10 protein-coding genes and 1 riboswitch are annotated in these 14,269 nt (G+C 61.1%); of the genes, 4 read left to right on the top strand and 6 right to left on the bottom strand.

What is annotated here, in order from left to right; translation table 11 throughout:
* Positions 1-37 precede the first annotated feature (37 nt).
* The 4 genes from AC1RWL_RS32005 to AC1RWL_RS31990 all read right to left on the bottom strand — a co-directional run bounded on the left by AC1RWL_RS32005 (position 38) and on the right by AC1RWL_RS31990 (position 8,175).
* Positions 38-1,744, bottom strand: coding sequence for a hydantoinase B/oxoprolinase family protein (locus AC1RWL_RS32005; RefSeq protein WP_493097512.1), 1,707 nt, complete (start codon positions 1,742-1,744; stop codon positions 38-40).
* The gene (locus AC1RWL_RS32000; protein WP_493097510.1) at positions 1,744-3,816 is read right to left on the bottom strand and encodes a hydantoinase/oxoprolinase family protein; all 2,073 of its coding nucleotides are present in this window, start codon (positions 3,814-3,816) and stop codon (positions 1,744-1,746) included. Before AC1RWL_RS32000 ends, AC1RWL_RS32005 begins: the two co-directional genes overlap by 1 nt.
* Positions 3,817-4,214: 398 nt before the next feature.
* Positions 4,215-6,869 carry a CoA-binding protein gene (locus tag AC1RWL_RS31995; protein ID WP_493097508.1) on the bottom strand — a complete coding sequence of 885 codons (2,655 nt, stop codon included), beginning with the start codon at positions 6,867-6,869 and terminating at the stop codon, positions 4,215-4,217.
* A gap of 22 nt (positions 6,870-6,891) precedes the next feature.
* Positions 6,892-8,175 (bottom strand): ATP citrate lyase citrate-binding domain-containing protein, encoded by a 1,284-nt coding sequence (locus tag AC1RWL_RS31990; RefSeq protein WP_493097506.1) that lies wholly within the window; start codon positions 8,173-8,175, stop codon positions 6,892-6,894.
* 361 nt (positions 8,176-8,536) lie between these two features.
* Positions 8,537-8,728, top strand: a riboswitch (cobalamin riboswitch).
* 93 nt (positions 8,729-8,821) lie between these two features.
* Between AC1RWL_RS31990 and AC1RWL_RS31985 the strand changes: the two genes are divergently transcribed.
* The 4 genes from AC1RWL_RS31985 to AC1RWL_RS31970 are packed head-to-tail and all read left to right on the top strand — an operon-like array spanning position 8,822 to position 12,811.
* A complete protein-coding gene (locus tag AC1RWL_RS31985) occupies positions 8,822-9,619 on the top strand; it encodes a (2Fe-2S) ferredoxin domain-containing protein (protein WP_493097504.1) in 798 nt (265 codons plus the stop codon).
* Between the two features lie 10 nt (positions 9,620-9,629).
* Positions 9,630-11,126: an ABC transporter substrate-binding protein gene (locus AC1RWL_RS31980; RefSeq protein ID WP_493097502.1), complete on the top strand. Its 1,497-nt coding sequence runs from the start codon at positions 9,630-9,632 to the stop codon at positions 11,124-11,126.
* Positions 11,127-11,135: 9 nt separating this feature from the next.
* Entirely contained in the window at positions 11,136-12,050 is a 915-nt protein-coding gene (locus tag AC1RWL_RS31975; protein WP_493097500.1) for an ABC transporter permease, read from the top strand.
* Between the two features lie 23 nt (positions 12,051-12,073).
* On the top strand, positions 12,074-12,811 hold the full coding sequence (locus tag AC1RWL_RS31970; RefSeq protein WP_493158611.1) for an ABC transporter permease: 738 nt from the start codon (positions 12,074-12,076) through the stop codon (positions 12,809-12,811).
* Positions 12,812-12,906: 95 nt separating this feature from the next.
* On the opposite strand, the gene AC1RWL_RS31965 is transcribed toward AC1RWL_RS31970, so the two are convergent.
* Both AC1RWL_RS31965 and AC1RWL_RS31960 read right to left on the bottom strand, forming a co-directional pair.
* Positions 12,907-13,602 carry an RraA family protein gene (locus tag AC1RWL_RS31965; protein WP_493097497.1) on the bottom strand — a complete coding sequence of 232 codons (696 nt, stop codon included), beginning with the start codon at positions 13,600-13,602 and terminating at the stop codon, positions 12,907-12,909.
* Positions 13,603-13,915: 313 nt separating this feature from the next.
* Positions 13,916-14,269, bottom strand: a 354-nt coding sequence (locus AC1RWL_RS31960) for a cupin domain-containing protein (RefSeq protein ID WP_493097496.1), incomplete at its 5' end; no start/stop codon positions are given.

Here is a 14,269-nt window from a genome sequence, read left to right as displayed (position 1 = left end):
GGCGGCCCTGTTGGGCCGCCGTCGATGGACGTTGTATCTAAGCGAGCTGCCTGTAGACGTCTCTGGACGCGGATGCGCTGACATAGCCTTCCAGCACGTCAGTCTTCAGCGCCGACGGATCGCGCTCGGAAACACTATTGTACCCGCCTCCGCCCGGCGCCTGCACAACGATGGTCCAGCCTGGCTGTGCAATCACCGTCTCCTTGCTGTTCAAGGCCCGTTCACGGCCTTGCGGATCACGCAAGGCAACCTTTGCCGTAGGCGCCTTTTCACCGCCGCAGACACCGAACGGGCCAGAAACGGTGCGCTCAAAGCAGACCGTTGCATGGCACGGCGTATCAAGGATCGTCCATTCACGGAGGACGCCCAGCCCGCCTCGATACCGTCCCGCGCCACCGCTGTCGGGAACCAACTCATACCTGTCGACGCGCAACGGAAAGCTTAGCTCCACCGTCTCGACCGGCGTGTTCATCGTATTGGCGATGCCAGCGCACAGCGCGTTGATACCGTCCTTTCCTCGACGAGCACCCGTTCCGCCCTTGACCACCTCATAGCTGACATATGGGGCGTTGGTGCGCTTATCCATGCCGCCGAAGGTGACGACACCGGAAGTGCCTTGCGAGCAGGCCATCACATGGTTTGGCAGGAACTGCGCTGCCGCGCCAAACATCATGTCGCAGACGCGGTGCGCCATTTCCGTATTCGCGTAGACGACGGGAGACGGGTACTCTGCATTCACCACGGAGCCCTTGGGCGCCGTCACCTCAATGGGGCGCCAGGCACCCGAATTCGGCGGGATGAAGCTGTTCGGATCAACGATCATTTTCAGCGCGCAGTAGACGCCAGAGGCGGTCACTGCCAGCGGGGAGTTGATAGGCCCTGCGACCTTCGGAGACGAACCGGCGAAGTCGACTTTGATGCTGTCGCCGGTCTTCGTTACCGTCATTCGGACGGTAAACGTCGCATCCTTCTCCTCGCCGTTCTCAAGAATTCCGTCGCCATCGCAGACGTCTTCGAACACGGAGCTCCCGTCAGGAAGCTCGCTGAGGCGAAGCCGCATCAACCGCTCGGAGTAATCCAGAATGTCGGTCATCGTCGAGATGATCGTCTCGACACCATATTTTGCAGCCAGATTTTGCAGACGCGTGCATGCCCGTCGATTGGCCGCGACTTGCGCGCCGAGGTCCCCCATGCGCTCATCGGGCGTCCTGACATTCGCCATAATGATATTATGGACATCGGCCACGGGTTCCCCGGCGCTATAGAGCCTGACCGGCGGTAGCCGAAGGCCTTCGCCAAAGATGCTGGTGACCGTGCCATAGCTGCCGGGGGTGTCGCCGCCAATATCGGGCCAGTGAGCCCGCAGGCAGGCAAAGCCCATCAGGATACCAGTATAATAGATCGGTGTGACAACGTTGACATCGGGCAGATGCGTTCCACCGAAATAGGGATCGTTGTGCACGAATACGTCGCCATCGACCATGCCGTCGCCAAAGACCTTGATAATGGCTTTGACGGCTTCCGGCATGGAACCCAAATGGACCGGAAGGTCCGGGCCTTGCGCCACCATCTGGCCTGTTCGGTCGAAGATCCCGCAGGAATAGTCGCCGGCGATTTTCAGAATCGGGGAAAAGGCCGCCTTCGCGAGAACGATCTTCATTTCCTCAGCGGCCTTCAAGAGGCTGTTCTTGATAATTTCGAACGTCGCTGCGTCTGTCGTCGAGATTTTGGTAATGTGGTCCATTATTTGCGCTCCATACGGACAAAGCCCTTAGACGTGATCTTCGCGTTCCAGCGTGGCGGGACGACAATGGTGCTATCGAAAGATTCGATGATGGCCGGACCGGCGATGGTGGAACCGAACGCGATCTTTGCTCGGTCGTGGACTTCCGCCAGCACTTCCCCAGTGGCGGCGAACCAGGCCATGCGGTTCGACTTCAGACTGGTCGCTTCCGCTACGGCGGGCTGCGCGAGATCGAGCGGTGGAAGCTTGCCATAGGCTGTCAGCCGCAGCGTCGAAACGTTGACCGGTTCCTTGGCATTGTGATGCCCGTACGTGTGCTGGTGCTTTGCGTGGAAGTCTTGCTCCATCTGCTTCAGCAGCCCGGAATCTGCTGCGTGCTCGCCGACAGACACGTTCAATTCGTAAGCCTGGCGAGCGTAACGCAATCCGGCGGAGCGCTTGAACTGCCAATTTTCGCGGCCGACACTCGCCTCGGTCAGCATTTCGGCAGCATTGACCTCCATCCCCTGCCAGACATGTTCGAGCGATTCCGGGGAAAGCTTGGAAAGCGAGCCGTAGAGCGTGCGAGAATAGTCGCGGCGAATATTGGCGCCCACCAGACCAAGCGCGGAGAAGCCGCCGGGGATCGGGGGGACAATGACTTCCGGAATGTCGAGTTCTTCCGCCAAGGCGGCTGCGTGCAGCGGGCCGGCACCTCCAAATGCGACCATCCCGAATTCACGGGGATCGTGCCCACGTTCGACCGAGACGATACGAAGCGCCTCGGACATCGCGTTGTTGACGATCTGGATGACGCTTGCCGCAGCTTGCTTGACCGTCAGTCCCAGGGGGCGGGCAAGGTGCTCTTCAATGGCTGCCGCGGCGCCATCGAAGTCTATCGACATCCGCCCGCCGAGCAATGACCCTTGGTCGAGGTAGCCGAGGATAAGGTTGCAGTCCGTTACAGTCGGTTTCGTGCCGCCGCGGCCATAGCACACCGGACCAGGTTCAGAACCGGCACTGGTCGGTCCAACGCGAAGGGCGCCAGCCGGGTCGACCCAGGCAATGCTGCCGCCACCGGCACTGACTTCCGCAAGGTCGATGACCGGAACGCGAACGGGATGACCGGTTCCATGGAGCCAGCGGTTCTGGCTTGCGGATCCTCCGACCTCATATTCTGCTGTCGTCTCTACCTCTCCGTCCTTGATCAAGCATGCTTTTGCTGTCGTCCCGCCCATGTCAAAGGAAAGCAGCGACGGCTCGCCAATCTGCTCTCCGACGAGCATTGCGGCGATCACGCCAGCCGCCGGTCCGGATTCAACGATTTGCGCGGGCATGCGCAGTGTTTCATTCACATTCAACACGCCGCCCGAAGATGCCATGACATGGAGACTGGGCAGTCCTAGGCCCGCAGTCGCTTCTCTCAACCTCGAGAGATAGGATTCCAGCAGCGGCCCGACATAGGCGCATACAGCCGTGGTGCTCGTTCTCTCGAACTCCTGCACTTCGGGGAGAATTTCGCTGGAAAGGAAGATCGGAATATCCGGCAGAGCTTTACGCAGTTTTTCGCCGACCTGACGTTCATGTGAATCATTCAGGAAGGAGAAGAGAAATGTCAGCGCGATCGCCTCGACTTTTTCTTCTTTCAGTTTTTCGACGAGAGCATCGACTTCCTCAAGGGCGATAGGTGTGACGACCTCGCCTTCCGACGAAATGCGTTCCGTGATTTCGTAACGACGATGCCTCGGGATGAGAACAGACGGCGGATCCTGGAAAAGATCATAGAGATCAGCGCGGGCAGACCGCCGCAGTTCAAGGACATCCCGGAAGCCCCGCGTGGTGATGAGCGCGGCCTTGACGCCTTTCTCCTCCAGGAGCGCGTTGGTCACGATCGTGGTCGCGTGCGACAACAGAGAAACGCGATCGGTCTCAATATTGTATTCCGCTATAGCGTCTCTCAGACCATTCACCACACCTTGGCCGAAATCGCGCGGGGTGGTCGCCGTCTTTGCGATTCCCAATGCTCCGGTGCTTTCATTGACGATAGCAACGTCAGTGAACGTCCCCCCAATATCGACGCCGATACGCCACATATGCCTCTCCTTTGACTCGTTCTAAGTTTTTCGTTCCGGCGAACCTCACCGTCGACGACTGCAAATTCATACGAACGTTCGTTCATGTCAAGCCAATATGTTTGCACCTTGTTGAAAAACGCTCCAACGTGGCTTGAAAACTGAATTCCGATGGTCAATTCGGCAAAAACGATCGGTGTAATCGCTGAAAATTTGGAGTCTTGCGCCAAAACGCGAAGGTGAAGGACAGCCCAGGAGATCCCCTGTTCATCTCTACTGGATTGAACAGCAAGCGGCCGATGGCCGAGCTGGCCGCGTTCGAATTGCGGATGAACCTGGAGCGCCGCGTTTCATCCACGGCGTCACGAGAGTCCGGAATTGTGTTGCGAAAACCAATCGTCCGCGCTGTCGGGTTAATGCTAGATCACGAACGAGCAATCTGCCTGCGGCGCCCGCATGTCCAAGTCGCGGCCACGGATGCGGTGGTCTTCAATTTCAGCGGCGGAGCCGACAATTCGCGCGACTAGAAAGACTGTAAAGGCTGCATTCTCGAGATCTGAGATGTCCATCTCGCCGGACCTTATCAATGGCCAAAATGCTGCCAGCAACTCGGCGGCGATGACCCCGTCGATGTTCACGCAGAACACGTTTGGCGTGACGCCTGTTTTGTGAAGAGCCTTCACAAAGGCACGGTAAAATTCATGGAAAATGTTCCCGGTGCCCGAGCGCTGCCGTTGCGTCCAGACATAGTCTTCCCTCGGGTCGATGTTGACGGACTGCCCCCGAAAAACGGGGTGATTGATGCCGGGTATGAGTTGGCGGCCCTGCCCGTCGCTCCGCGCCTGCTTGTCGCGCTTGAAGGTGTTCGCAACGAGCTCGGCCAATGCGTCGACATCGACTTCACGTTCCCCGCTGCCTGGATCAGCCACGGATGTATGCTTGAAGCAATCCAGAAGAAATTGCACACCCTCATAGCCGTTTCCGCCGTGGGCAAATCCTGAACTTGCGAGAAAACCGATATAGGCCTTGTTGAGTTGTACTCGCCAGGGTTTCTCAGGTCCGTCTGCGGAAACGGCACATTTCGCGCCTTGCGCAGAAATTGCTCCGGGCCCGTTCGTTATGAGCAGCCCGAAAAGCGTTCGAAGGCGATCACAAAATGCGTCGTCGACTGGTCGTCCGGCGATCAATCGCGCGATGCGTCGATCAAAATCCCCGTCGTTTGCATCGGGCAGCACATCCGCGTCGCCGATTGCGCAGATGATTCCGGAGACAATCGTGATGTGCCACGGAAATGCGAGTGCTGTTTCCATGGGAATTCGCCGCCGCGACAAAGCGCTTTTGCAAACGAAGGCCGCGCCAAGAGCCATCACGAAATCCCGTGTCGGGTGTCCCTGATCCCGGTCGAGCAATTCCATAAGTGGCGCCGCTTCGCTCAGATCTTCCAAAGTTTGAAGTAGGGAACGTGCCGCATCATCGACCTCCGGTGCGTAGAGATCGGGCTCTTCAAGCAACTCTTTCCTGGCCGTTTGCATGGTTGTCGCACCAAACAGGAAATCCAAGGCAACCTTTGTGGCCCTCTGTACTGGCCGGGCATGCTGCGGGCCAAGACAAGCAGCGGCAACCGCCATGCCCATATTGCGCATCCCGCCTGTGCCGTGGGCGATGCTGACGGCATCCCGCACTGTGTTGTCGAGTGAGCAACCGCTGGTCAGCATCCCATCTATGACGCGGCTAACGTCGCGATTTGGGCGCTCGCGCAGCAGCGCCAATCCCAGATTTTGGGCGAAGGAGGATTTTGCAAGGTCCAGGACGGAGTTTCCGTGCAGGCGTGCAGAATTTGTTTGGCTGTCGATTTGCGTTGCCCCAGATGCATTTCGCATCGGGCGGCGGGCGAAGGTCGCGCCGATGCTCGCCTTCAGGAGATCTATCTGTCGCGAGAATGGGGCCGGCGCCTGCACAACGGGAAGATCAAGTTGCGGTGGCAGGCCGATGCCTTGGTTGTTTCCCAGCCATGGCTTGAGCGACAAGTCGCCCTTCGGGGGGAAATCGGCGACCTGGCTGTTCAGTTTCATAACAGCGTCCAGGGCAGCCGGAATGTGGGCGATGTTTAAAACAAGCGCTCCCTTGGCGCTGCAGACCGGATTTGCGGGCGTAAACGGCTCCGAACAGCCGAATTGTTCAAGAAACCAGCGTTCCTTGGCAAAAGCATCATCGCCGCTTCCGGCCATTGCACCGGCATGCCCAACCGCGTGCGTCAGGCGCGCCTTCCAGCGCCCAACAACGCATGCCACAACCGGCTTGCTGGCTTGCAGGTGTTGCTCATAATAGCCGCCTGGCTCCACGTAGAGAACTGCGGCGCGTGAGCGCTGGTCATTGTCGAAGGCATGGATGAATTCGGGTGCGGCGAACTGAACATAGCAGTCCTTGCCACTTGAGATCAGCGTCGTGGTTCCCCACCCGGCGCTCGCCAGATAGGTCGCGATCGTTGACGTGAAATTTCCGGAATTCGAGAAGATCGCGATGCTGCCTTTGACCAGGGTCAGTTCAGGGTCATCCCCGCCCAAGGCACCGCCAATTCGCACTCGGTTCCAACTGTCCGCAACACCCAGGCTATTTGCTCCAAAAACGTCGACCTGATGCGCCTGGGCAATGGCCCGGATCTCTCTTGAGTCATGGACCGATACCTTTTCGGTCACAATGACGATCTTCTTGAGATCCGGATTAACGCGCACGAGCTCAGCCACGCCGTCGCGGACAGCGGACGGCGGAAGATAGACAACTCCCGTATCGAATGCGTGCCCCGCGGCCAATCCCTGACGCACATCGTTGAACACCGGAATGTCTCCAATCTCGGTCTTCAAGACCGTGCCAGACCTCCCGGGTGACGTTCCGAAGACAATGCCGCCGCCGGAGAAGACATGGCTAACCGGGGTAACGAGGCGGGACTCCTGCCCGAGGATGTTCAGGACGCACACGCGATCTTGCCGTGTTGCAATTTCGTCCAACTGCCGCACCCCGACGAAATGATGAAACGGTCCGCGCCGCAGCGCGTGCGAGTTCTGCCGTCGATCCATAGGCCAATCCTGCTTCTTGAGATTAGGGAGCGGAAATTCCGGTCGCGAGGTTTCTTGAAATGGCTTCGCGGCCGCCAGTCCTCATCCACGTGTTTGCACACTGCGCGAAATCAACGACTTCACTGAGGGCACTGTCGAAACCGAAGAATCGGTATGGCACGCCAAGCGCATCGAGTGCTTCGGCGAAAGCCCCCATTCCCCGGACAAGATTTGGTCCGCCCCTCCCCACGACGACAAAAAGAGGCGTAGGTCCCGCGCGCGAGAAATGCTCGCGCAGCGCGTCGGCAATCGCACTGAATGTTGTGAAGATATCGGTGTTGTTGGATCGTCCCCCAATCACCAGAAGAACGTTTGCCCTTGAGAGCCAGTGACGAAAACAAATGCTCGCCACGTTCCTCATTTTCTCATACGGAGGATTTCCACCGAAGTCGGTGGAAATTATCGCGTCCTCACCAAGCATCTCGGTTACCAGAGCATTTGCGCCACCACCGAAAGTCGGCGCCAGGATCGTCCCGTTCGGATTGACCACAAAGACGTCGCTTTGCCCCTGGTGCGTCCTGAGCGCATTGATTTCCATTTCGAAATCAGAGCGCTCGACACTAAACAGGTGTTCGGGAAGGTTAAGGCGAGCCACACGGGGATCGTCTCGATCAAACGCGCATTTGAAGTCGCACGCGACGGGCACGAGACGCCCGCCTTCTCCACGAAGAAGGCGTATCGGGTTTATTTCCAGGGTCGAAACGCCGTAGTTCCGAAACAGCTCCCAAAGCCTGGGTAGCGCCTGCACCAGGGGTGAAATGATCTCCGGTGGCGCGCCAAGATCTGCAAGCGCATTCGCTATGACGAAGGCCTTGAGGCCCGTCAGTGCATCAAACGGTATCTCCGCCACCTGGTCATGCGGCAGTTGCTCAATGTCCACGCCGCCGCAGTGGCTGATCGTGACGGTCGGCGCCCGGAATTTCGTGCTGTCGGAAATTGAGAAATATATCTCATGCTCGGAGGGGACATAGGCTTCGTACGTGACCCCATTTGCCTTTACCGAGATCGTTTCGTTCGAGTGCTCCGCAAAGTAGAGGCGTTCTTTCTGTGCGAGCGCAGTCTTCAGGTCGTAGGCGCGGGCCACCAGATTGGCCTTGCCCTTCTTGCCGATAGCGGCACCAAAAACGGGCTTCACGAAAACCGAGCCATGAGCCTCGATCATGGACTTGATTTCACTTTCATCAGCACTCGGCCCCAGCAATGGCGCGTGTTCGAAGCCGACAAGCTTCAACAAGGCCGACCCGTAAAGAAGTCCAGCGATCTGCATTGCATCTCCTCGGTGGAAGCGTGGCGAAAGGATTCTTGGTTGGCTAGAGTTAGCATACGAACGTTCGTTCATAAAATGGTACTTGTCAAGACATCTCCCGGTCCATTCTGCAACGCTGCCCCGTTCCTCTCGCCGAAGGCAAGCATCGGGATTTCTATCTGGGAACGTTTTCGTCGGACGTCGAGCGTTCACTGAAGCTTGCCGGCTATACAAGAAGCGACAGCAGGCGAAGTCGCATCGCCGCTCGCCTTCAACGCCTCATCCATCAATGCTCTCTCTCCAAGTCTCCGTTCAGGCAGGGCCGGCGATTTGAAAATGCCCTGAAGCCCTTCGTTGTCCGGTTGACAGCCCAGCCCGAGACTGTAGGTTCACCGCGTCATGGTTCTCCTGCCTCTGGCAGGAGCTAAGAGGGAATCCGGTGCAAGACCGGAGCTGTCCCGCAACTGTAAGCGGTGAGCCTTTCATCCACTTTGTCACTGGCAGCAATGCCGGGAAGACGGGCGGAGGGCTTGGACCCGCAAGCCAGGAGACCTGCCTGACATTCGATAATTCCGTGGTCGGGGTGTGCCACAGGAATGATGGTCGCTGTCGGCAGATGCCGGGGTCGACCGTCATTTTCAATGCAGCCCCGTGAAACGAGGCAGCGTTGACGACCGACGACACTCCACTTCCCGCGCCGCCGTCCGCGCACGATGCCGTGCTGCTGCTGGCCAAGTCCGCCTTCGCCGCTGCGCCGCACCAGGACATGCAGCGCCTCGCCACGCTTTCCGAGGGTCTCGGCGGCGCTCCGGTCGTGCGTTTCGCCTTCACCGAGCAGGGCACGCCCTCTTTGCGAGAGGCGCTGGCTGGCCTCGTCGACACGAAGGTCGGCAGCGTTCTTCTCATTCCGCTCATGCTGCCGATGGAGCCGAGTTTTTACAACTGGCTGACGAAAACATTGAAACGCTGGCGCGCGGTCGATCCTCGGCCCTGGCCGGCCCTGTCGATTGCCGCGAGCCCGACATCGAGCACGCTGATGGCGCAGCTCATAAAAGACCTCGCTGCGACATCACAGGACCTGGACCTCTCGCCGCCCGCCCGGCCGGCAGCAGAAGGTTCGCTCGTGCCCGCGCATAAGCGCCGCGTCCTGGTCTGCCAGGGCGGCCCGTGCAATTCGGCCGGCGCGGATGCCATCTGGGGTCACCTGCGCAACGAGCAGGAACGGCAGAAGCTGCGCGTGACCGGTGATGGTGTCATGACTGCCAAATCCACCTGTCTCGGCCCCTGCAACCTCGCGCCCGTCCTCCAGGTCTTCCCGGAAGGGACCTATTACGGCGGCGTCACCGAGGAGGCTGTCGACCGGATCATCGCCGACCATCTTCTCGGCGGCCGGGTCGTCGAGGACTTCGCCTATCACCCGACCGGCCGCAAGCAGCGGCTTCGCCATCTTCCCGAACAGAACTGAAGGAGAGACCATGTCGTTCAAAATCCTTTCGCCCCTGGCTGCGGCCTGGCTCGCCGCGCTCGCCATCGGCGGCCCGAGCCCGGCACTCGCCGGCGAGCCCTTGCATGTCGGTGCCACCTACATCACGAGCGGGCTGGATCCGGCCAAGGGCTCGAATGGCTGGGCGCTCGTCAGCCATGGCGTCGGCGAAAATCTCTTCACCGTCGATAAGGACGGCAAGCTGGTGCCGGCGCTTGCGGATAAGGCCGAACGCACGGGCGATCTCACCTGGACCGTGACTTTGAAACCTGGCCGGCTGTTTTCCGACGGCTCGCCGGTGACGGCGGACGCACTCGCCGCCGGCTTCGGCCATACCTTCGCTACCAACAAGGCGGCGCTCGCGACAGGCGGCAAGCTGACCTTCGAAGCGGCCGACGATCTGACGCTCAAAATCACGACGGAAAAGCCGGTCTCCTTCCTCCAGGCGCTCTTCGCCGAATGGCCGCTCATCGCCTACAAGCCCGCCGGCGACGGCGCTGCCGTCTTTACCGGTCCCTACCGGATCGCAGATTTCAAGGCGGATACATCTCTGACGCTGGAACCGAACGCCCATTTCACAGGCGCCGAGACCCGCTCGTCAGTCGATTTCCGTCGATTCGGTGACGCCCAGAGCATGACGCTCGCGCTGGAGTCGGGCGAGCTCGACCTCGCCTTCGGCCTGCCCTCTGAGGTGGTGAGCCGGCTGAGGGCCAATCCCGACCTGACGATCAAGTCCTTCCCGGTCGGCTACCAATATCTCGCCTTCCTCAACACGGGCCGGCCGGCACTGGCCGATGTGAAGGTGCGTCAGGCGCTCGACCTCGCCTTCGATCGCAAGGAACTGGCGGCTGCGATCAACGGCGGTGAACCCGCGACCGGCGCCTATGCCGCCTACTTCCCCTTTGCCGGCAGGGAACAGCGCCCAACCGACGTGGCGAAGGCCGAAGCCCTGCTCGACGAGGCTGGCTGGACGAAAGATGCCGCCGGCAACCGTCAGAAGGAGGGCAAGCCGCTCCGGTTGCTCGCCATCACCTATCCGCAGCGCCCCGACCTCGTCACCATGCTTCCGGTCGTCAAGTCGCAGCTCGCGAAACTCGGCATCGCACTCGATACGAAGGTGGTCGAGAACATCCAGGAGGTTGCTGCCGCCGGCGATTTCGACATCGCACTCTGGGCGCAGCACACCGCGCCGAACGGCGACCCGGCCTTCTTCCTGAACTCGATGCTGCGCAGCGGCGCTTCACTGAACTACGCAAAATACGCTTCCCCTGAATTCGACGCGATCCTCGACCGCTTCGCGTCCGAAGGAGATGCCGACAAGCGCGCGGCAATTGCGCTCGACGCCCAGATAAAGTTGTTCACGGACGCACCGGCATCGTTCCTCGTTTCGCCTGTTTGGTATGTCGGTGCCTCGAAGAGGCTGACGAACTATGAGCCGTGGGGGTCTGATTATTACGTCCTGCGCGCCGATATCGGCGAGGCAAAATAGGGGGCCGGGATGGGTTTTCTCCGGGCCGGCGTCTTCTCGGTGATTGGGTGGGTGGCGCTTTCGCTGGCGTCCTTCACCCTCATCACCCTGATGCCCGCCGATCCGGTGGAGATCGCCATCCGGGCGTGGAACCTGCCGGCGACGGACGAGACCGTCGCCGCGCTTCGGGCGGATTGGGGCCTCGACCGGCCCCTTCCCTCACGCTATCTGCACTGGCTTGCGGATTTCGTGACGGGCGACTGGGGCCGCTCCTTCCGCACCGGCGAACCGGTGTTCGCGGAGTTTTGCGCGCGGCTGCCCGTTTCGCTCGTACTCGGCCTTTCCGGCTTGCTTCTCGCCATCGTCATTGCGGTTCCCCTCGGCTTCTTCGCCGCCGCGCGGCCGGGCGGGCTCGCCGACCGTGGCAGCCGGGCGCTGTCAGTTTTCGTCCAGGCTGTACCCGGCTTCTGGCTCGGTCTCATCCTCCTCTGGATGCTCGGCGTCCAGCTGCGCTGGATCCGCCCCTTTGCCAATGACGCCACCGCGTTTTTGCTGCCGGTCCTGCTGATCGCGCTGCATTCGGTCGCGGTCTTCGGCCGGGTCTATCGGCGCGATATGGTGGATACGGCGCAGCGACCCTATTTCCGCACGGCGCTCGCCAAGGGGCTCTCGCACCGGCAGGCGCTCTGGCGCCATGCCCATCGAGGGGCTTTCTATGCCCTCTTGTCGGCTGTTCGTTCCGAAGCCGGCTGGGTGATCGGCTCCACCGCGACGATGGAGATCCTGTTCAATCTACCGGGCCTCAGCCAGTTCCTGGTGCAGAGCATCGCCGTGCGCGACCAGATGGTGCTGCAGGCCTATGTCATGGTCATCGCAGCGTGGCTGTTGATCATGAACGCAATCGTCTATCTTGCACTGCGCCTCCTCGATCCCAGGCTCACCTGATGGTCCCGCGGCTTACCCTCGCAATGCTTGCCGCCTTTCTCCTCCTCGGCGGCCTCTGGCAGCCGCACGATCCGGATGAGGTGGACATCCTGGCGCGCCACTCCGGCATGACGACAAGCCATTTGCTCGGAACCGACCACCTCGGCCGCGACCTTCTCTCCCGCATCATGGCCGGCGGCTGGCGCACGGCCTGCGTCATCCTCGCGGTCGGTTTCATCGGCTTCACAGCGGGCACGCTGCTGGGGACGAGCGCCGCCATGTTCGGCGGCTGGCGGGAAAGCGTGCTGCTGCGCTGCTGCGAATTCTTCATCACCGTGCCGACCTTGATCATCGCGCTGACTGCCGCCGCAGTCTTCGGCCTCACGCCCCTGAGCGCCGGGCTGGCGCTCGGGCTCGCCGGCATCGGTCCCCATGCCTTGTTTGCCCACGCGCTGAGCCGGCGTGTCCTTGGCCAGCCATTCATAATGGCGGCAAGAGCGCTCGGCGTGCCGCCGTGGCGCATGATTGTCCGCCACCTTCTACCAAACATGCTGCCGCTGATGTTTTCCTATGTCGGAAACCAGGCAGGGCTCGCCGTCGTCGCCTACGCCTCTCTCGCCTTCATCGGCCTGGGCGCAGATCCCTCAAAGCCCGACTGGGGCTCCATGCTTTTCGAGTACCGCGTCTTCATCTTCGACCATCCTGCCTTGATGGTATGGCCGGGCGTTGTGATCGTCATTACGGTCGCAACGCTGAATGCCGTCTTCGATGATCCGCGCTAGGCTTGCAATGTGCGAACCGTCGCGACGCGCTATGGGTGGTCGGCTGCGCCCTTCAGACACAGATGCGCACTCCCGGGATTCGATCTTCGCACCCATCAGGTCCTAGCGGCCTCGAATGTGGCCCATGCGGTTTCGAACTTTGCGAGATCGAAGCCGGGCTGTCGAGCGGGTTCTAGGATCAGCCGTTCGGTGGCCTGCAATTTCTCGATCGAGGCGGCAAGTACCGGGATGACGTCCGGCGGCACGACGACGGCGCCGTGGCGGTCGGCATGCACGAGATCGCCGGGATGGACGGTGAGGCCGAAGACGGTGACGGGCACGCCGATCGCCTCGACATGCACGAAGGCATGGCTCGGACCGAGCGAGCCGGCGAGCATGGGAAAGTCGTCCGGCACGTCGCCGAGGTCGCGCATCACGCCATTGGTCAGCACGCCGCAAAGGCCGAGTCCGCGATGCACCGTGGCGTTGATCTCGCCCCAGAAGGCGCCGACGCAATCGGGGAAATCCGTGTCCTCGATGACGACGAGCGAGGGCGCCGGGCCGCTCGCCATGTGGCGGTAATAATCCATGCGGCGCGTACGGATGGTGGCGGGGTCCTCGGTCGAGGGGGACGCGGCGGCGATCTTTGCCGTGCGGGCGTAGCCGACGATCGCCGGGGCCGATGGCGCGGAGCTGATCAGCGTGCCGCGGGTGAAGGCATCGAAGCCGCGCTTGCCCTGCGCCACCTCGATCGCGTTGCAGACGGTGGGCGTGTCGACCGTGCGCAGCAGGGCGAGAAGTGCGTCGTCCAAAGGATGTCCTCCAAAACGTGTTGCGGGGAAGAGGCGGCAGTTTGCCGCCCCGTCTGTGGCTTCCCCCTCATCCGCCTGCCGGCACCTTCTCCCCGCTGGGGAGAAGGGGGAACCGAGACGTCGCATCCTTTCCTCCCCTTCTCCCCCACGGGGAGAAGGTGGCCCGAAGGGTCGGATGAGGGGGATGGGCGATGTGCAAGCCCAGGCCTTTTCTAGAGCACTTCCGCCGAAGCGGCATCGCTTCGGCGTCGGCGGCAAAAACAAGAAACGAAAGCAATTCCGGTGAGCCGGAGTTCACCGGAATTACTCTATATCACCCGCGCCAGGTAAGCCCGGCCTTGTCCCCCGTCGAGACGACGCGGTAGAGGCTGGCTTCGCCGGTCATCGAGGGCACCAGGCTGTGCTTGAGGCCGGGCGGAACTGCGCAGGTATCGCCCGGCGCCAGCACCGCTTCGCCGCCGTCCCAGCCGAGCTTCCAATGGCCGCGCATCACCATCAGCACCTCGTGGCGCTCGTTGGTGTAAGCGTCCTCCGGAATGGACCCGCGGGTCAGAAGCTCGACGTCGAAGCCGGGCTTGTCGCGCAGCAGCGCGTTTTCGCCGATCACCCGCGCCGGTGCCTTCTGCGCCAGCGCCATCAGGTCCCAGTAGCGGGCGACATAGTCGCG

It is taken from the genome of Shinella sp. GW821-FHT10F02, from assembly GCF_058809275.1.
The sequence above is the reverse complement of the archived record's forward strand: the minus strand, read 5'-3'. Positions and strand labels throughout refer to the sequence as shown.